Below are 19342 nucleotides of genomic sequence, written 5' to 3' on the forward strand. Positions count from 1 at the left end.
CCGAGTCAAAAGCCCTGCAAATCTGTTGCGGGGCTTTTTATATTTAAAAAAGGCCATCTCTGGGTAATTTCGGCCATCCAGCACGTTAATGGCTACTATACGGAGTAAAATCATGAAATTTGTTGATGAGGCCAAGATCCTAATCGTCGCGGGCGATGGTGGTAACGGCTGTGTAAGCTTTCGTCGCGAAAAATATATCCCTAACGGGGGACCAGACGGTGGTGATGGTGGTGATGGTGGTGATGTCTACATGATTGCAGACGAAAACCTTAACACCTTAATTGATTACCGTTTTACTAAATCTTATCGTGCAGAACGTGGTGAAAATGGCCACAGTCGTGATTGCACCGGTAAGCGTGGTCAAGATATTACTATCAGTGTTCCTGTCGGAACGCGTGTCCGTGATTTAGCAACAAATGAAGTCATTGCTGACTTGACTGCTCACGGTCAAAAGCAAATGGTTGCTAAAGGTGGTTTCCACGGTTTAGGTAATACTCGTTTTAAATCGTCGGTGAACCGTGCTCCACGTCAACGTACAATGGGAACGCCAGGTGAATCTCGCGAAGTCCTATTAGAGCTAATGTTATTAGCTGATGTGGGTATGCTTGGTATGCCAAATGCGGGCAAATCTACATTTATTCGTGCAGTATCAGCAGCAAAACCTAAAGTTGCTGATTATCCATTTACAACATTAGTACCAAGCCTAGGTGTGGTGCGTATGGATAATCACCAAAGCTTTGTGGTTGCAGATATTCCCGGATTAATCGAAGGCGCTGCTGATGGTGCAGGTCTTGGGATCCAATTTTTAAAACACTTAGAACGCTGTCGTGTGTTATTACACTTGATCGACATTGATCCTATTGATGGATCGGATCCTGTGGAAAATGCAAAAATTATTATCTCCGAATTAGAGAAATACAGCGAAAAATTAGCACAAAAACCACGTTGGTTAGTGTTCAATAAAGTTGATCTTCTTGATGCTGAAGAAGCAAAAGAGAAGGCAAAAGCAATTGTTGAAGCGCTAGGTTGGGATGAAAACTATTACATGATAGCGGCAATCAACCAAGAAGGTGTGAAAAAACTTTGCTGGAATATCATGGAATTCCTGAATGTTACTCCGCGTGAGCAAGATATTGTTGCAACAAAAGCAGAGCCAGGAAAAGTTGACTTTATGTGGGATGATTACCATAAAGAACAACTAGAAAATCCTGATTTCGAAGAAGATGACGATGATGATTGGGATGAAGAGGATGACGACGGTATCGAGTTTATCTACCAACGTTAATCATTATTTTCATCGTGATAAAATAAAAACGCCTGATTAATCAGGCGTTTTTCATATACATTAACTACATTTACTGAGTGTAAATCTAGCGGTTGTTGTACATATCTTTATACAGATTAGTTTCAAAACGCACTAAATAAGCACGTCCAGCATTGCGATTCTGTGTAGGAGGTGAATACGCCGAAACGTATTGTACAAACGCAACTTTTTGCCCATTTGCCGTGGTCATAAAGCCCGCTAGATTATAAACCCCTTTTAATGATCCCGTTTTGGCAGAAACCTTGCCATCCACACCCGCTTCATGAAAACCGCCTCGATATTGTAATGTACCGTCATGTCCTGCAAGGGGAAGCATAGTGATAAAGTTTAATTCACTTTCATGTAGTCCAATATATTGAAGGATTTGCATCATGGTTGCAGGTGAAATGAGGTTATGGCGAGAAAGACCAGAGCCATCAACTATAACGGTATTTGCTAAATCAATTCCGGCTTTTTGTTTTAAAATAGCGCGGGTTGCTTCTGCGCCAGAGCGCCAAGTACCTGCAACGCCATAATACTCTCGACCAATAGTTCTAAATACGGTATCTGCAATCATATTGTCAGACTCTTTTAGCATGGTCGTCAGTAAGCTATGTAACGGTTTTGATTGTGTCTGTGCCAGTACAGTAACAGGCGCTTTTAATTGAGATCGACGTTTGATATATCCATCAAGTTCAATATTGGCGCGTTGTAACTCTTCTTTTAAAATTGTACCCGCCCAATGAGCACCATCTTGAATAGAAAACATTAAAGGTACTGCATCGTCACGTTTAGGAATACAACCTGTGATTACATAGGTATTTAAGTCACGAACTGTGACATCTAATTCACAAAAACGGGTACGAGTTGATCCTTTCTCATAGGTTTCAACTTCACTTAAAACAGTGACAGGATAGAAAGAAGCTTTACGTATTGTGGCAATATCACCTTCTTTTTTGCCACTTTGCAGTAAGACGGAAAAGCAGTTCTTATCAACAATTGCAGCACTAGGAGGGGCACTAAAGCATTGTGTCAGATCATTCCAAACCCAACCTGGGGCTTTGTCGTGGCTTGAAAAAGCAGAAGTATCAATAAGCAAATCACCATGCACTTTTGTAACACCTGATTGCTTTAATATGGCAACCATTGCTCTTAATTGCTGACGGGTTAATGTAGGATCGCCAGTAAAACGAAAGATCAAATCACCATGAAGCTGATTGTCTTTTATCTTGCCTTCTGTTTCCATTGTTGTGGTGAATTGATAATTTCCACCTAATTGAAGTAATGCAGTAAGTGCAGTCACCACTTTCTGAGTACTTGCTGGAAGTGCTAATTGCTCGGCATGATAGTTAAGATTAGGAGAAGCAGCGCCAACGGGTTGAGTTATTAAACCTACTTGTGTTCCTTCAGGAAGAAGGGATGTGTAGTTTTCAACAGGTATTGCTTGGGTTGAAAAACTAATGATACTTAATGTGTAAAGTATCCGTCGAAATGTTGATAGTAAGTGCATAATTTCTCTATCCGTGACTATAGCGTGTAACGTTACAGTATTGATTGCCAGAGGCTAATACTAAAGGGCAATGAGGGCAAAAGTAAACGGTAACAAGCAGGATTAGCTCATTATCGGAAAAAGTCTGTTTATCTCTTTATAAAGAGAGATAAGGCGTGAAGCAATGCGTCTGTTGTGTTAGATTTAGTTTTAAGTATGGGAGGTTTAGTTTACGTCCCAATAGCATGAGTTGGGAATATAATAGCGTCCCCTCATTTACCGAATATATGTAGAGACAGGCCCAATTTAAGGCTGCCTGTGTCTTTTTTTGTCTTGAGAAGAGTAAATAGATCCTTTTCTCTGTGTTGTTAGTATAAAAAATCAGGATGATACCTATTTTTTATTAGGAATAGTATTGAGGTATTAACACATGAATCAGATCCCTATGACAGTTCTAGGTGCAGAAAAATTACGCGAAGAGCTGGAATATTTAAAAGGTGTTCGTCGTCCCGAGATTATTGCTGCTATCGCTGAAGCTCGTGAACATGGAGACTTAAAAGAAAACGCGGAATATCATGCTGCAAGAGAGCAACAAGGTTTCTGTGAAGGACGCATACAAGAAATTGAAGCAAAATTATCAAATGCTCAAGTCATTGATATTACAAAGATGAATAACAATGGTCGTATTATTTTTGGTTCAACAGTGACACTATTAAATGTTGAGACTGAAGAAGAGCAAACTTACCGCATTGTGGGTGATGATGAAGCGAACATTAAAGAAAACTTAATCTCTGTTAACTCACCGATTGCGCGTGGGTTAATTGGTAAAGAGTTAGATGATGTCGTGGTTATCACAACACCTGGTGGACAAGTCGAGTATGAAATTTTAAACGTAGAATATATTTAATTTGTAATTTACGTTTCTATAGAAAACTAGACTGTTATCCTGTGGTAATATAAAAAAGGCCTTAAAAGGCCTTTTTTGCCATAGAGTTACTTATGGCATTTTTATATAAAGATACAAGTTTTATTTCGGTAAAATGATCTTACGTGCTTCTGAAGGACGATAAAGAACAAGAATTTTTCCGATAACTTGTACATTCTGTGCACCGCTTTCGCGTACAATCGCTGCTACGATCAAGTTTTTAACATCTCGATCTTCGCCTGCGATTTTGACTTTGATAAGCTCATGGTGTGCCAGAGCGAGTTCAATTTCTGCAAGAACGCCTTCAGTCAGCCCGTTGTTACCAATCATAACGACTGGATTCAGGTGATGAGCGAGCCCTTTCAGGTGTTGAATTTGTTTTTTGTTAAGAGTCATCATTAATTTTTGCTTTGTTGGGATTGAAAACGATCTATTCTAACGCCATCTCTCACTTATCACCATAAAATGTCGTTAAGACGAGGTTAAATGAGTGAAAGAGTAAAAATTTTGATAGCTAAGTGTATGATAGTTGGAAAACGCAATGGCCAATAAGAAACGTTCGGCAAGCTCTAGCCGCTGGTTACAAGAACATTTTAGTGATAAATATGTTCAGCAAGCAAAGAAAAAAGGGTTTCGCTCTCGTGCTTGGTTTAAACTGGAAGAAATTCAGCAAAGCGACAATATCTTTAAACCAGGTATGACCGTTGTCGATTTAGGAGCAGCCCCAGGTGGGTGGTCTCAATATGTTGTACAGCAGTTAGGAAGCAAAGGTCGAATTATCGCATGTGACCTTTTACCTATGGATCCTATTGTTGGAGTCGATTTCCTTCAAGGCGATTTTCGTGATGAACTTGTGTTGAAGGCGTTGCTTGATAGAGTAGGTGAAAACAAAGTCCAGGTTGTCATGTCTGACATGGCTCCAAACATGAGCGGTACACCCGCGGTCGATATCCCTCGATCCATGTATTTAGTAGAGTTAGCGCTTGATATGTGTCGTGATGTACTGGCTCCCGGGGGAAGTTTTATTGTCAAAGTGTTTCAGGGAGAAGGCTTTGATGAATACCTGGGGCAAATACGCTCCCTGTTTACGAAAGTGAAAGTTCGTAAACCAGACGCTTCGCGGTCTCGTTCTCGTGAGGTATATATTGTAGCCACAGGGCGTAAACTTTAGTACCCTAAAGCTATTTGTTAACACAGTTGTAATATGAGGTTAATCCCTTGAGTGACATGGCGAAAAACCTGATCCTCTGGCTAGTTATTGCAGTCGTTTTGATGTCATTATTCCAGAGCTTCGGACCCAGCGATTCGAATAGTCGTAAGGTGGATTACTCTACCTTTATCAATGAGTTAACTAATAACCAATTACGCGAGGTCAGCATAAGTGGTTATGATATTAATGTAACTAAAACAGATAACTCAAAGTACAGCACGTATATGCCTATGCGTGATGATAACCTGCTGACCACTTTAATGAACCGTAATGTAAAAGTAACGGGCGAACCACTTGAAGGCCAAAGCCTTCTGACTCAAATTTTTGTGTCTTGGTTCCCAATGCTATTACTGATTGGTCTTTGGATTTTCTTTATGCGCCAAATGCAAGGTGGTGGCGGTAAAGGTGCGATGTCTTTCGGTAAAAGCAAGGCGCGCATGTTGACAGAAGACCAAATCAAAACAACCTTTGCTGATGTAGCGGGTTGTGATGAAGCGAAAGAAGAAGTAAGCGAATTAGTTGAGTATTTACGTGATCCAGGTCGTTTCCAGAAGTTAGGGGGTAAAATCCCTAAAGGTATTCTGATGGTAGGACCTCCAGGTACAGGTAAAACATTATTAGCAAAAGCCATCGCGGGTGAAGCTAAAGTCCCATTCTTTACCATTTCAGGTTCTGATTTCGTTGAAATGTTCGTGGGTGTGGGTGCTTCTCGTGTTCGTGATATGTTTGAACAAGCTAAAAAAGCAGCACCTTGTATCATCTTTATCGATGAAATCGATGCGGTTGGTCGTCAACGTGGTGCTGGTTTAGGCGGTGGTCATGATGAACGTGAACAAACACTGAACCAAATGCTAGTTGAAATGGATGGTTTTGAAGGTAATGAAGGAATTATCGTTATCGCGGCAACTAACCGTCCAGATGTGTTAGACCCAGCATTACTTCGCCCAGGTCGTTTTGACCGTCAAGTGGTTGTTGGTTTACCTGATGTGCGTGGACGTGAGCAAATACTTAAAGTCCATATGCGTCGCGTACCTTTATCACCAGATGTTGATCCAGCAATTTTAGCGCGTGGTACTCCAGGTTTCTCTGGTGCTGACTTAGCTAACTTAGTTAACGAAGCGGCTTTATTTGCTGCTCGTGGTAATAAACGTGTTGTCTCAATGGTCGAGTTTGAGAAAGCGAAAGATAAGATAATGATGGGCGCAGAGCGCCGTTCAATGGTGATGACTGAAGAACAAAAAGCATCAACCGCTTATCATGAAGCTGGTCACGCAATTATTGGTCGTTTAGTACCTGAACATGATCCTGTGCATAAAGTGACGATTATTCCTCGTGGACGTGCATTAGGTGTGACTTTCTTCTTACCTGAGGGCGACCAAATTAGTGCGAGCCGTCAGAAGTTAGAGAGCCAAATTTCAACACTTTACGGTGGCCGTTTAGCTGAAGAAATTATCTATGGTGTAGAGCATGTTTCTACGGGTGCTTCTAATGACATCAAAGTTGCAACCAATATTGCACGTAACATGGTGACACAGTGGGGCTTCTCTGAAAAATTAGGGCCATTGCTGTACGCAGAAGAAGAAGGTGAAGTGTTCTTAGGTCGTTCTGTTGCTAAAGCGCAACATATGTCTGATGAAACAGCTCGTACAATTGACGAAGAAATTAAAGCTATCGTTGATCGTAACTATGTTCGTGCTCGTCAGATCTTAATGGACAACCTTGATATTCTGCACTCAATGAAAGATGCACTGATGACTTATGAAACTATCGATGCGCCTCAAATTGATGATTTAATGAATCGTCGTGATGTTCGTCCACCTGCGGGTTGGGAAGGCAATAATGGCAATAGTGGTGCAACGACTACTGCTCAGCCAGCACAAACGAATGTAGCGAGTGAGCCAAAAGACAAGCCTGAGTCAGAAAGTGATACACCTTCTGATAACAATACTCATTAATCCTTATCGGGTTACGCATATTGAGTAAGCTATAAATACAAACCCCAGGCTTCTGGGGTTTTTTTATGAAGGTATCAATGAAATGAAATTAATGGCTAGAGGAACAGAACTTAACTTATCAACACCTCAAGTTATGGGGATTTTGAATGTCACTCCAGACTCTTTCTCTGATGGAGGCACTCATAATTCACTTAATGATGCAGTTGATCATGCAGCAAAATTAATCGCCGAAGGGGCTTCTATCATCGATATTGGTGGCGAGTCTACCAGACCTGGTGCAAGTGACGTCTCTATTGATGAAGAGTTACAGCGTGTTGTTCCTGTTGTTGAGGCTATTCGTCAGCGTTTTGATGTTTGGATCTCCGTTGATACATCTAAAGCTCAAGTCATTACTGAATCAGCAAATGTAGGTGCTTCAATTATCAATGATATTCGCTCCTTACAAGAGCCGGGAGCACTTGAAGCAGCCGCTAAAACAGGTTTGCCAGTGTGTATTATGCATATGCAGGGTGACCCTAAAACCATGCAACAGTCACCACATTATGAGAATGTGATGATGGATGTTGAGCGTTTTTTACAAGAAAATATTCAACGCTGTGTTGATGCTGGGATCGAAAAAAATCAAATTATTCTTGATCCAGGATTCGGCTTTGGTAAAAATTTAGCGCATAATTACCAATTATTAGCACACCTAAGTGAACTTCATCACTTTGGTTTACCCATACTTGCCGGAATGTCACGCAAATCAATGGTTGGACAACTATTGAATGTACCACCACAAGAGCGTGTTGCTGGTAGCGTGGCATGCGCAGTTATTGCAGCGATGCAAGGCGCACAAATTATTCGTGTACACGATGTTAAAGAGACGGTTGATGCGATGAAAATCGTACAAGCGACTCTTTCTGCAAAGGAAAATAATGAATGAGCGAACGTAAATACTTTGGAACAGATGGTATCCGTGGAAAAGTAGGTGACAGTCCAATTACACCTGATTTTGTATTAAAGCTGGGTTGGGCTGCGGGCAAAGTATTAGCACGTCATGGCTCTCGTAAAATCATTATTGGTAAAGATACACGTATCTCAGGCTATATGCTGGAATCTGCATTAGAAGCTGGTTTAGCAGCGGCAGGTTTATCCGCCTCATTTACAGGGCCCATGCCAACACCTGCTGTTGCTTATTTAACGCGTACATTCCGTGCTGAAGCTGGGATTGTTATTTCAGCCTCTCATAACCCTTATTACGATAACGGGATCAAATTCTTCTCTATTGATGGTACAAAATTACCAGATGAAGTAGAAGAAGCCATTGAAGCTGAAATGGAAAAGCCAATTACCTGTGTTGAATCAGCAGAGCTTGGTCGTGCAAATCGTATCGTGGATGCGGCAGGTCGTTATATTGAATTCTGTAAAGGGACTTTCCCAAATGAAAACAATCTTAATGGTCTAAAAGTGGTTGTCGATTGTGCTCATGGTGCAACATACCATATTGCACCAAACGTATTTCGTGAATTAGGTGCTGAAGTGATCACTATTGGCTGTGATCCAACGGGTATCAATATCAACGAAGAGTGTGGCGCAACAGATGTTCGTATGTTGCAAAAACGCGTATTAGAAGAAGGCGCTGATGTTGGTTTAGCTTTTGATGGTGACGGCGACCGTATCATCATGGTTGACCATCAAGGCCTAAAAGTTGATGGTGACCAAATTCTCTACATTATTGCGAGAGAAGCGTTACGCCAAGGTCAATTACGCGGTGGTGCAGTTGGGACTCTAATGAGCAATATGGGATTAGAGATTGCACTTAAACAACTGGGTATTCCTTTTGTAAGAGCAAAAGTGGGCGACCGCTATGTGCTTGAAAAATTACAAGAGAAAGGCTGGCGTTTAGGTGCTGAAAACTCAGGCCACATTATTTTATTAGATAAAACGACTACAGGTGATGGTATTGTTGCAGGTTTACAAGTTTTAAGTGCAATGGTGCGTAACCATATGAGTCTGCATGATCTATGTAGTGGCATGAAACTATTACCACAAATTTTAGTGAATGTTCGCTTTACCGGTAGCCACGATCCGCTACAAACACCTGAAGTTCAGAAAGTCGCTAAAGCGGTTGAAGAAGAACTGGCTGGTAAAGGTCGTGTATTGCTGCGTAAATCAGGAACAGAACCTTTAATTCGTGTCATGGTTGAAGGTGAAAATGAAGAGCAAGTCACTGCGATGGCAAATCGTATTGCTGACGCTGTGAAGCACGTTGGTTAATTGATGCTTTTTTCTTCAATCAATCACTTTGTAGAAAAATAACCTTGCTTGTCAGTTCAGCTTTGGTTAGTATTCACACCCGCTTAGTAAGGTCTTGAACTAAAGCGGGTGAAGCAATCGAAGGTTATCGTTAAGACGATAAGTTCCATAGAAAAGGTAACGCAAATGTATACGGCACTCATTGTTATTCTTATCATTGTAGCAACAGGGCTAGTTGGTCTGATCCTGTTACAGCAGGGTAAAGGTGCTGATATGGGCGCTTCTTTTGGTGCAGGTGCTTCCGGTACAGTATTTGGTTCAAGCGGTTCAGCTAACTTTATGACCCGTATGACCGCTGTTTTAGCGACAGCTTTTATTGTACTTGCCCTTATTTTAGGTAATCTAAGTGCCAATAAAACTGTGCGTGAAGACAGCAAATGGATGTCTATCGAGCAGACTACAGAAGAAGCTAAAAAAGCTGAGCAATTAGCAGCGCCTGTAGCGCCAGCAAATACAGATATTCCGCAGTAAACTAAGTAAAGATTTAAATGAGATTGTTAATTTTTACGCAGTAACAGTCTCATTAAGTGCCGAGGTGGTGAAATTGGTATACACGCTACCTTGAGGTGGTAGTGCCTATAAAACGGGCGTACGGGTTCAAGTCCCGTTCTCGGCACCATTATTCCAGATAGCTTGCGTTTTGCTTGTTATCAGCGTAAAATTTGCCACGTTTTTCGAACGCGGGGTGGAGCAGCTTGGTAGCTCGTCGGGCTCATAACCCGAAGGTCGTCGGTTCAAATCCGGCCCCCGCAACCACTTCTAACAATACAGCACTTTTCTCATTAATCATCTTGTTGAACCGATTATGATCCTGAGTGGAATGTGCCGTAAGAAGAGGTTATTCTCGAATGGCAAGTTACAGGGTCCAGTTGCATAAAGCCCCGAATTTCGGGGTTTTTTGTTATCAGAGAATAGAATACTGGGCTATAGGCCCTTTTTTTATGCCTTGGGGGTGGGTTTGTCCACATTAGAGCAAAAATTAACAGCGATGGTTTCAGCACCAGTAGAAGCATTAGGCTTTGAATTTGTCGGTCTTGAGTTTATTCGTGGCCGAGAATCAACATTGCGCATCTATATTGATAGTGAAGACGGTATCACTGTTGATGATTGTGCTGATGTTAGCCACCAGGTCAGTGCTGTGCTGGATGTTGAAGATCCAATTCAAACAGTTTATAACCTTGAGATTTCTTCTCCTGGTTTAGAACGACCTTTATTCACTGCAACGCATTATGAGCAATTTATCGGCGAAGAAGCCGCTATCGTATTACGAATTGCAATGCAAAACCGCCGTAAATGGCAGGGCATTATTAAGTCTGTCGCTGGCGAAATGATCACGGTTACTGTGGATGGTAAAGACGAAGTGTTCGCACTGAGCAACATCCAGAAAGCTAACCTGGTACCCCACTTTTAAGTTTTGAAGAGGCAACTAGGATGAACAAAGAGATTCTGGCTGTTGTGGAAGCGGTCTCTAACGAAAAATCTCTTCCTCGTGAAAAGATTTTTGAAGCACTGGAAACCGCACTAGCGACAGCAACTAAGAAAAAATACGAGCAAGAAATTGACGTTCGTGTATGTATCGACCGTAAAACGGGTGACTTTGATACATTCCGTCGTTGGGTTGCCGTTGATGAAGTCACTCAACCTACTCGTGAAATTACACTTGAAGCTGCTCAATATGAAGATCCTAGTATTGAACTAGGTGGTTATATTGAAGATCAGATTGAATCTGTCACTTTCGACCGTATTACAACACAAACCGCTAAACAAGTTATCGTACAAAAAGTACGTGAAGCTGAAAGAGCAATGGTTGTTGATCAATTCCGCGAACAACTCGGCGAAATTATCACGGGTGTTGTGAAGAAAGTGAACCGTGAAAATATCACTTTAGACTTAGGCAACAACGCTGAAGCGGTTATTTTACGTGAAGATATGTTACCGCGTGAAAACTTCCGTCCAGGTGACCGTTTACGTGGTGTTTTATACGACGTACGTACAGAAACCCGTGGTGCACAACTTTTCGTGACACGCTCTCGCCCTGAAATGCTGGTTGAACTTTTCCGTATTGAAGTACCAGAAATTGGCGAAGAAATCATTGAAATTAAAGCTGCAGCGCGTGATCCAGGTTCTCGTGCCAAAATCGCAGTAAAAACTAACGACAAGCGTATTGACCCTGTGGGTGCTTGTGTTGGTATGCGTGGTGCGCGTGTACAAGCCGTTTCCAGCGAATTGGGCGGCGAGCGAATTGATATTGTTCTGTGGGATGATAATCCTGCACAATTCGTCATTAATGCAATGGCTCCGGCAGATGTTGCTTCTATTGTTGTCGATGAAGACAAATGTACAATGGATGTTGCAGTTGAAAGCAGTAACCTTGCACAGGCAATCGGCCGTAATGGTCAAAACGTTCGTCTGGCAGCACAGTTACTGAAAAAACATCGTGGTGATGACAAGTGGGAATTAAACGTCATGACTGCTGATGAGCTGAATGCAAAACATCAGGCAGAAGCAAACGCAGCCATTGAAATATTTACTAAGCATCTCGACATTGATGAAGACTTCGCAACTGTTTTAGTTGAAGAAGGTTTCTCTACCCTTGAAGAGTTAGTTTATGTGCCAATCAGTGAACTGCTGGCTATTGACGGATTAGATGAAGATACCGTTGAAGCTCTACGTGAAAGAGCAAAAGCTGCACTAACAACGATTGAGTTGGCTCAAAAAGAAAGCCTAGGCGATAACCAGCCAGCCGAGGACTTATTAGCTCTCGAAGGATTGGAGCGCTCTTTAGCATTTGATCTAGCTGCCCGTGGTATCTGCACACTGGAAGATCTTGCCGAACAGGGTATCGACGACCTAACTGATATTGAAGGTTTAAATAGTGAGCGCGCAGGCGAACTCATTATGGCCGCACGTAATATCTGCTGGTTTGGGAATGATGCGTAACAACTGAGCAGGAAGGAACAGAATGACAGATGAAACAGTAAAATCACTGGCAGAAGAGATTCAGACACCGGTTGAACGTTTGGTACAGCAGTTTGCTGATGCCGGTATTAAGAAGACCGTCTCTGATTCTGTCTCCCAAAAAGAGAAAGAAACCTTACTGGCTTGGTTGAATCGTGATAAAGACGTATCAACCAACCAACCAGAAAAATTAACGTTACAACGCAAAGTGCGTAGTACGTTAAGTGTTCCTGGTACAGGTGGCAAAAGTAAATCAGTAGCCATCGAAGTCCGCAAAAAACGCACTTATGTGAACCGTGACGCCATTGAAAAAGCGCAAGCGGATGAGCAAGCTCAGCGTGAAGCGGAAGAAAAGGCGCATCGCGAAGCCGAAGAAAAAGCACAGCGCGAAGCACAAGAGAAAGCACAGCGCGAAGCTGAAGAAAAAGCAAAACGTGAAGCTGAAAAGGCAAAGAAAGACGCCGAAGAAAAAGCGAAACGTGAAGCTGAAGAAGCAAAACGTGAAGCAGCGGAATTAGCTAAGCGCGAAGCAGCGGAAAAAGATAAAGTGAAACAAAACGATAAACCAAAAGCTGATAAAGCAGCAGATCAGGAAAAAGCACGTCGCAATGCTGAACAGGCTGAACTGAAGCGTAAAACGGAAGAAACACAGCGCCGTAAAGCGGAAGAAGAAGCACGAGTTGCAGCAGAAAAAGCACGTCGTTTAGCTGAAGAAAATGCTGAAAAATGGACTGCTGAACCTAAAGCGCCAGAAACTGAAGGCTCAGACTATCATGTAACAACATCACGTTATGCTCGTGATGCAGAAGATGAAAGTGATGCTGAGGTTGAAGGTGGCCGCGGTCGTGGTCGCAACGCTAAGGCTCCTCGTCCTAAGAAAAACAACCGCCATTCTGAAAAAGCAGATCGTGAAGAAGCACGTGCTGCTGGCCGTACTAACAAGAAAGGTAAACGTAAAGGTAGCTCATTACAGCAAGGCTTCAATAAGCCAGCTGCTGTTGTAAACCGTGATGTTATCATCGGTGAGACTATTTCTGTTGCCGAACTTGCTAACAAAATGGCAGTAAAAGGATCTGAAGTTATCAAAACTATGATGAAAATGGGTGCTATGGCGACCATTAATCAGGTTTTAGACCAAGAAACTGCACAGCTTGTTGCTGAAGAAATGGGTCATAAAGTTATCTTACGTCGTGAAAACGAGTTAGAAGAACAAGTCATGAGCGATCGTGATACTGGCGAAGAAAGCGCAGTATCTCGTGCACCAGTTGTAACTATCATGGGTCACGTTGACCACGGTAAAACATCATTACTGGACTACATTCGTTCAACGAAAGTAGCATCAGGCGAAGCGGGTGGTATCACCCAGCATATCGGTGCTTACCACGTTAAGACTGACAAAGGTGAAATCACCTTCCTAGATACTCCAGGTCACGCCGCGTTTACTTCAATGCGTGCTCGTGGTGCTCAGGTAACGGATATCGTTGTTCTGGTTGTTGCGGCAGATGATGGTGTAATGCCACAAACTATCGAAGCAATCCAACACGCAAAAGCTGCAAACGTACCCGTTGTTGTTGCAGTGAACAAAATTGATAAACACGAAGCTGATCCAGATCGCGTTAAAACTGAACTGTCTCAATATGGCATCTTGCCAGAAGAGTGGGGCGGCGAAACTCAGTTTATGCACGTATCTGCAAAACAAGGTTTAGGTATTGACGAACTGCTGGATGCTATTCTTTTACAAGCTGAAGTTCTTGAACTGAAAGCAGTTAAAGAAGGTATGGCAAGCGGGGTTGTTATCGAATCTTACCTTGATAAAGGCCGTGGCCCAGTTGCAACTATTCTTGTCCGTGAAGGTACACTGAATAAGGGTGACATCGTTCTGTGTGGTTTCGAATACGGTCGTATTCGTGCGATGCGTAACGAATTAGGTCAAGACGTTCAATCTGCTGGTCCATCAATGCCAGTTGAGATCTTAGGTCTGTCTAACGTTCCTTCTGCGGGTGATGAAGCAACGGTTGTTCGTGACGAGAAGAAAGCGCGTGAAGTTGCATTATACCGTCAAGGTAAATTCCGCGATGTTAAACTGGCTCGTCAGCAGAAATCTAAACTGGAAAACATGTTCGCTAACATGGAAGAAGGTAAAACTTCTGAACTGAACATCGTTCTGAAAACAGACGTTCAAGGTACTTGTGAAGCGATTACTGATGCCTTGGTTAAACTGTCTACTAATGAAGTTAAACTGAAAATCATCGGTTCAGGCGTAGGTGGTATCACCGAAACTGACGCAACATTAGCAGCGGCTTCTAACGCAATCATTCTTGGCTTTAACGTTCGTGCTGATGCATCTGCTCGCCGTATCATTGAACAAGAAAGCGTTGATTTACGTTACTACTCCGTTATCTATAGCCTGATTGACGAAATCAAACTGGCAATGAGCGGTATGTTGGCACCTGAATATAAACAAGAAATCATGGGTCTTGCAGAAGTCCGTGATGTGTTTAAATCACCTAAATTTGGCGCGATTGCGGGCTGTATGGTGGTTGAAGGTAACATCAAACGTAATAACCCAATTCGTGTTCTACGTGATAACGTGGTTATCTATGAAGGCGAGCTGGAGTCACTGCGTCGCTTTAAAGATGACGTCAACGAAGTACGTAACGGCATGGAATGTGGTATCGGTGTGAAAAACTACAACGATGTTCGTGTTGGCGACATGATTGAAGTCTTCCAAGTTATCGAAATCAAACGTTCTATTGATTAATTTAGTCCGTCTTGTTTTAAAAGGGAGCTCAAGGGCTCCCTTCTTATTCCTGTCTTTGCTGTATTCTCCTCTTATTTCCTCTCCATTTTTCAACATAACCGAAATAGATTGCCTTTCAGTAATTTATGAAAGTGAAATAACAGGGTAAAATAGCACCAAAGAAACATTTTATTTCTAAAGAAAGAAATCAGAGAAAGCGGTTGTTAAATATCACTTCATGTATACTCTTTAGATATCATTGATTTTAGATTTGAATTAATAATGACAATCAGGGCGATACCCTATTGTCAGGGAGAGATAAAATGGCAAGAGATTTTAGCCGTAGTCAGCGTGTTTCTCAGGAAATGCAAAAAGAAATCGCTATCATTTTACAACGCGAAGTCAAAGATCCCCGTATTGGAATGGCAACGGTTTCTGGCGTTGAAATTTCTCGTGATTTGGCTTATGCCAAAGTATTTGTCACCTTTTTAAACTTATCAGGTGGTGAAAAAAGCGAAGAAGAGATGGTTGCAGATGGTTTAACTGCACTTAATGAAGCCGCTGGTTTTATTCGTTCTTTATTAGGTAAAGCGATGCGTTTACGTATTGTGCCTGAACTGACATTTGCTTATGACAACTCATTAGTTGAAGGTATGCGTATGTCTAACTTAGTTTCTAACGTCGTTAAAAGCGATGAAGAGCGTCGTCATAAAGAGGATAAATAATGGGGCGTCGTCGTAAGGGGCGTGAGATTAACGGCGTATTGCTACTCGATAAACCCCAAGATATTTCCTCTAACGATGCACTCCAAAAAGTCCGCCGTATGTTTAATGCCAGTAAGGCAGGGCATACTGGGGCATTGGATCCTTTAGCAACAGGTATGCTCCCTATTTGTTTAGGTGAAGCAACAAAATTTTCACAGTTTCTATTGGATTCTGATAAGCGTTATCGTGTTATTGCACGTTTAGGGCAACGAACAGATACCTCTGATGCACATGGTGAGGTTATTCAAGAGCGCCCAGTACAATTTACACAACAGGCTTTAGATGATGCCCTAGATAGTTTTCGCGGCGAAACATTGCAAGTCCCTTCAATGTACTCCGCTTTAAAACATCAAGGTAAACCGCTTTACGAATATGCCCGACAAGGTATTGAAGTTGAGCGTGAAGCAAGACCTATCACGGTTTATGAACTTCAGTTTATTCGCTGGGAAGGTGATGAGCTAGAGCTGGAAATTCATTGTTCTAAAGGTACTTACATTCGAACAATTATTGATGATCTTGGTGAGAAATTACAATGTGGCGCTCACGTTATTTTCTTACGTCGATTAGAAGTCGCAGATTATCCTAAAGAACGAATGGTAACGTTAGCGCAATTAAGCGCGATGATAGAGAATGCACAAACTGCGCAAGAAGATCCTTTCTTAGCGCTTGATGCACTGTTATTGCCTATGGATACCGCTGTTGCACATTTTCCTGTTGTGAATTTGACCACGATTATTGCGAGCTATCTCAAGTTGGGGCAACCTGTTCGTGTTAATCATGACATTAATGAAGGCGAATGGGTAAGAGTAACTGAAGGCGATGAAAAAAAATTCATTGGCCTTGCTATCATTAAAGATGGCCTCGTTGCTCCGAAAAGAGTGGTTGTAGACTATAGCGCACAAGATAACACTTAATAGCAATCTTGCGCTAAAAGTGTTTGAAGCGTAGAATAATGCGGCTATCTGTTTAGGTGGCTGAGTTGGATAGCTGAATTAGAGATTGGCTATCTGAAAATTTTACTTAATTTGGAGTTTATTATGTCTCTAAGTACTGAAGCGAAAGCACAAATCGTTGCTGAATTTGGTCGTGATGCTAACGATACTGGCTCAAGCGAAGTTCAGATTGCACTGCTGACTGCAGAAATCAACCACCTGCAAGGTCACTTTTCAGAGCACAAAAAAGATCACCACAGCCGTCGTGGTCTGCTGCGTAAAGTTTCCAGCCGTCGTAATCTGCTGGACTACCTGAAACGTAAAGATGTTGCTCGTTACTCTGCACTGATTGAACGTTTAGGTCTGCGTCGCTAATCAAGCGAGTTTCAGTGGAAAGGGGCCTGTTGGCCCCTTTTCTACTAAAAAGTGCTATTTTTAATATTAGTCGTTATGTTTTAATGTGGTGATTGTTATTTAGTCTCTCTAGTTACGACAATTCGCGCGGCTAATGAAAGTATTTATCACTCAATGGTCAATATTTTCATTAGTCGCGAGGGGACGTAGCGGAGAAAAGATCATTCATCGTCGCTAAACATCTGGCGACAATAAGATAAAGGATATTATTTTGCTGAATCCTACAGTTCGTAAATTTCAATACGGTCAACATACTGTTTCGTTAGAAACAGGCATGATGGCTCGTCAAGCAACAGCCGCTGTTATGGTTGACATGGACGGCACTGCTGTTTTTGTCACCGTTGTTGCAAAGAAAAAAGTTAAAGCTGGACAAGATTTCTTCCCATTAACTGTTAACTACCAAGAGCGTTCATACGCTGCTGGTCGTATCCCTGGTAGCTTCTTCCGTCGTGAAGGTCGTCCTGGTGAAGGCGAAACGTTGATTGCACGTTTAATTGACCGCCCTTTACGCCCATTATTCCCAGAAGGTTTCTTAAACGAAATTCAAATCGTTGCTACCGTTGTTTCAGTTAACCCACAAGTTAACCCAGATATCGTTGCAATGATTGGTGCTTCTGCGGTATTAGCGCTGTCAGGTGTTCCGTTTAATGGTCCTATCGGTGGTGCGCGTGTTGGTTTTATCGATGGACAATATGTTCTAAACCCAACTGTTGATGAGCTGAAAGTTAGCAAATTAGACTTAGTGGTTGCAGGTACTGCGGGTGCGGTACTGATGGTAGAATCAGAAGCTGATTTATTATCAGAAGAAGAAATGTTAGGTGCAGTAGTATTTGGTCATGATCAACAACAAGTTGTGATCGAAAACATCAATGCATTAGTTGCAGAAGTGGGTAAAGAGAAATGGGATTGGGCGCCAGAAGCCATCAACCAAACTTTACATGACCGTATTGCACAATTAGCACAAGCTCGTATTGGTGATGCTTACCGTATCACTGAGAAACAAGAGCGTTATGAACAAATCGAAGCTATCCGTGATGAAGTTATTGCGACGTTAGTAGCTGAAGATGAAACTTTAGATGAAGCTGAAATCAGCGAAATCTTCTCTGGTCTTGAGAAAAACATCGTTCGTGCTCGCGTATTAGCTGGCGAACCACGTATTGATGGCCGTGAAAAAGACATGGTACGTGCATTAGACATTCGCACTGGCTTATTACCACGTACTCACGGTTCAGCACTGTTTACTCGTGGTGAAACTCAGGCTCTGGTAACTGCAACATTAGGTACTGCGCGTGATGCTCAAACTATTGATGACATCATGGGTGAGCACACTGATACATTCTTACTGCACTATAACTTCCCTCCATACTCTGTTGGTGAAACAGGCATGATGGGTTCACCAAAACGTCGCGAAATCGGTCATGGCCGTTTAGCAAAACGTGGTGTGTTAGCAGTAATGCCAACAATTGAAGAATTCCCATATACCGTTCGTGTGGTTTCTGAAATCACTGAATCAAATGGTTCATCTTCAATGGCATCTGTTTGTGGTGCTTCTTTAGCACTGATGGATGCAGGTGTACCAATTAAAGAATCTGTTGCAGGTATTGCAATGGGTCTAGTAAAAGAAGGCGACAACTTTGTTGTTCTTTCCGATATTCTGGGTGATGAAGACCATTTAGGCGATATGGACTTTAAAGTTGCGGGTAGCCGTAACGGTGTCAGCGCATTACAGATGGATATCAAAATCGAAGGTATCACTCGTGAAATCATGCAAGTTGCATTAAACCAAGCGAAAAGCGCACGTCTACACATTTTAGGCGTAATGGAAGATGCAATTAGCCAGCCTCGTGCTGATATTTCTGAATTCGCACCGCGCATTCACACTATCAAAATTAATCCAGACAAGATCAAAGACGTTATCGGTAAAGGCGGTTCTGTTATCCGTGCATTAACGGAAGAAACTGGCACAACTATCGAAATCGAAGATGATGGTACAGTGAAGATTGCTGCAACAAGTGGCGATCAAGCAAAACAAGCTATCGCTCGTATCGAAGAAATTACTGCTGAAGTTGAAGTGGGTCGTATCTACAACGGTAAAGTAACTCGTATTGTAGATTTCGGTGCATTCGTTGCTATCGGTGGCGGCAAAGAAGGTCTGGTTCATATTTCTCAAATCGCAGACAAACGCGTTGAGAAAGTGAGTGACTACTTGGAAATGGGTCAAGAAGTTCCAGTTAAAGTACTGGAAATTGACCGTCAAGGCCGTATTCGCTTAAGCATGAAAGAAGCTCAAGCTAATCAGCAGGAAGCAACAGAAACTTCTTCTGAAGATTCTGCGAATTAATGATATTCTACTA

16 protein-coding genes and 2 tRNA genes are annotated in these 19342 nt (G+C 42.2%); 16 read left to right on the forward strand and 2 right to left on the reverse strand.

Features of this window, described 5'->3' with window-relative positions; genetic code table 11:
• Positions 1–112 precede the first annotated feature (112 nt).
• Entirely contained in the window at positions 113–1285 is a 1173-nt protein-coding gene (gene cgtA / locus ACWPWK_RS11540) for an Obg family GTPase CgtA (RefSeq protein WP_036914694.1), read from the forward strand.
• An 85-nt stretch (positions 1286–1370) separates the two neighbouring features.
• On the opposite strand, the gene dacB is transcribed toward cgtA, so the two are convergent.
• The gene (gene dacB, locus ACWPWK_RS11545) at positions 1371–2813 is read right to left on the reverse strand and encodes a serine-type D-Ala-D-Ala carboxypeptidase (protein ID WP_109372683.1); all 1443 of its coding nucleotides are present in this window, start codon (positions 2811–2813) and stop codon (positions 1371–1373) included.
• Positions 2814–3222: 409 nt separating this feature from the next.
• Between dacB and greA the strand changes: the two genes are divergently transcribed.
• A complete protein-coding gene (greA, locus tag ACWPWK_RS11550; protein WP_109372682.1) occupies positions 3223–3699 on the forward strand; it encodes a transcription elongation factor GreA in 477 nt (158 codons plus the stop codon).
• A gap of 120 nt (positions 3700–3819) precedes the next feature.
• Here greA and yhbY read toward each other — a convergent pair whose 3' ends face one another.
• Positions 3820–4113 (reverse strand): ribosome assembly RNA-binding protein YhbY, encoded by a 294-nt coding sequence (gene yhbY, locus ACWPWK_RS11555; RefSeq protein WP_036914752.1) that lies wholly within the window; start codon positions 4111–4113, stop codon positions 3820–3822.
• A 145-nt stretch (positions 4114–4258) separates the two neighbouring features.
• On the opposite strand from yhbY, the gene rlmE reads away from it, so the two are divergent.
• The 14 genes from rlmE to pnp all read left to right on the forward strand — a co-directional run bounded on the left by rlmE (position 4259) and on the right by pnp (position 19329).
• Complete coding sequence (gene rlmE, locus ACWPWK_RS11560; RefSeq protein ID WP_036939360.1) at positions 4259–4888, forward strand: 23S rRNA (uridine(2552)-2'-O)-methyltransferase RlmE; 630 nt, start codon at positions 4259–4261, stop codon at positions 4886–4888.
• Between the two features lie 47 nt (positions 4889–4935).
• Positions 4936–6882, forward strand: coding sequence for an ATP-dependent zinc metalloprotease FtsH (ftsH, locus tag ACWPWK_RS11565; RefSeq protein ID WP_109372681.1), 1947 nt, complete (start codon positions 4936–4938; stop codon positions 6880–6882).
• A gap of 82 nt (positions 6883–6964) precedes the next feature.
• Positions 6965–7807: a dihydropteroate synthase gene (folP, locus tag ACWPWK_RS11570; protein ID WP_109372680.1), complete on the forward strand. Its 843-nt coding sequence runs from the start codon at positions 6965–6967 to the stop codon at positions 7805–7807.
• On the forward strand, positions 7804–9141 hold the full coding sequence (gene glmM / locus ACWPWK_RS11575; RefSeq protein ID WP_088493982.1) for a phosphoglucosamine mutase: 1338 nt from the start codon (positions 7804–7806) through the stop codon (positions 9139–9141). The genes folP and glmM overlap by 4 nt, the downstream gene beginning before the upstream one ends.
• Before the next feature lie 165 nt (positions 9142–9306).
• Entirely contained in the window at positions 9307–9651 is a 345-nt protein-coding gene (gene secG / locus ACWPWK_RS11580) for a preprotein translocase subunit SecG (RefSeq protein WP_036914692.1), read from the forward strand.
• A gap of 58 nt (positions 9652–9709) precedes the next feature.
• Positions 9710–9799, forward strand: a tRNA-Leu gene (locus ACWPWK_RS11585).
• A gap of 60 nt (positions 9800–9859) precedes the next feature.
• Positions 9860–9936: transfer RNA gene (locus ACWPWK_RS11590), tRNA-Met, on the forward strand.
• A 202-nt stretch (positions 9937–10138) separates the two neighbouring features.
• Positions 10139–10591 carry a ribosome maturation factor RimP gene (gene rimP, locus ACWPWK_RS11595; RefSeq protein ID WP_036914691.1) on the forward strand — a complete coding sequence of 151 codons (453 nt, stop codon included), beginning with the start codon at positions 10139–10141 and terminating at the stop codon, positions 10589–10591.
• A gap of 20 nt (positions 10592–10611) precedes the next feature.
• Positions 10612–12120, forward strand: coding sequence for a transcription termination factor NusA (gene nusA / locus ACWPWK_RS11600; RefSeq protein ID WP_006535691.1), 1509 nt, complete (start codon positions 10612–10614; stop codon positions 12118–12120).
• A 22-nt stretch (positions 12121–12142) separates the two neighbouring features.
• The gene (infB, locus tag ACWPWK_RS11605; protein WP_109372679.1) at positions 12143–14899 is read left to right on the forward strand and encodes a translation initiation factor IF-2; all 2757 of its coding nucleotides are present in this window, start codon (positions 12143–12145) and stop codon (positions 14897–14899) included.
• Positions 14900–15201: 302 nt separating this feature from the next.
• Entirely contained in the window at positions 15202–15603 is a 402-nt protein-coding gene (gene rbfA, locus ACWPWK_RS11610; protein WP_099073997.1) for a 30S ribosome-binding factor RbfA, read from the forward strand.
• The gene (gene truB, locus ACWPWK_RS11615; RefSeq protein WP_109372678.1) at positions 15603–16556 is read left to right on the forward strand and encodes a tRNA pseudouridine(55) synthase TruB; all 954 of its coding nucleotides are present in this window, start codon (positions 15603–15605) and stop codon (positions 16554–16556) included. The genes rbfA and truB overlap by 1 nt, the downstream gene beginning before the upstream one ends.
• Positions 16557–16679: 123 nt before the next feature.
• Positions 16680–16949 carry a 30S ribosomal protein S15 gene (gene rpsO, locus ACWPWK_RS11620; RefSeq protein ID WP_023583571.1) on the forward strand — a complete coding sequence of 90 codons (270 nt, stop codon included), beginning with the start codon at positions 16680–16682 and terminating at the stop codon, positions 16947–16949.
• A gap of 250 nt (positions 16950–17199) precedes the next feature.
• Positions 17200–19329 (forward strand): polyribonucleotide nucleotidyltransferase, encoded by a 2130-nt coding sequence (gene pnp, locus ACWPWK_RS11625; protein WP_098941351.1) that lies wholly within the window; start codon positions 17200–17202, stop codon positions 19327–19329.
• Positions 19330–19342: the final 13 nt, after the last annotated feature.

It is taken from the genome of Proteus sp. Marseille-Q3619 (assembly GCF_965283115.1).

Coding starts and splice junctions, on each gene's coding strand:
- cgtA (WP_036914694.1), top strand. CDS start 113: ATGAAATTTGTTGATGAGGCCAAGATCCTAATCGTCGCGGGCGATGGT.
- dacB (WP_109372683.1), bottom strand. CDS start 2,813: ATGCACTTACTATCAACATTTCGACGGATACTTTACACATTAAGTATC.
- greA (WP_109372682.1), top strand. CDS start 3,223: ATGAATCAGATCCCTATGACAGTTCTAGGTGCAGAAAAATTACGCGAA.
- yhbY (WP_036914752.1), bottom strand. CDS start 4,113: ATGACTCTTAACAAAAAACAAATTCAACACCTGAAAGGGCTCGCTCAT.
- rlmE (WP_036939360.1), top strand. CDS start 4,259: ATGGCCAATAAGAAACGTTCGGCAAGCTCTAGCCGCTGGTTACAAGAA.
- folP (WP_109372680.1), top strand. CDS start 6,965: ATGAAATTAATGGCTAGAGGAACAGAACTTAACTTATCAACACCTCAA.
- glmM (WP_088493982.1), top strand. CDS start 7,804: ATGAGCGAACGTAAATACTTTGGAACAGATGGTATCCGTGGAAAAGTA.
- secG (WP_036914692.1), top strand. CDS start 9,307: ATGTATACGGCACTCATTGTTATTCTTATCATTGTAGCAACAGGGCTA.
- nusA (WP_006535691.1), top strand. CDS start 10,612: ATGAACAAAGAGATTCTGGCTGTTGTGGAAGCGGTCTCTAACGAAAAA.
- infB (WP_109372679.1), top strand. CDS start 12,143: ATGACAGATGAAACAGTAAAATCACTGGCAGAAGAGATTCAGACACCG.
- rbfA (WP_099073997.1), top strand. CDS start 15,202: ATGGCAAGAGATTTTAGCCGTAGTCAGCGTGTTTCTCAGGAAATGCAA.
- truB (WP_109372678.1), top strand. CDS start 15,603: ATGGGGCGTCGTCGTAAGGGGCGTGAGATTAACGGCGTATTGCTACTC.
- rpsO (WP_023583571.1), top strand. CDS start 16,680: ATGTCTCTAAGTACTGAAGCGAAAGCACAAATCGTTGCTGAATTTGGT.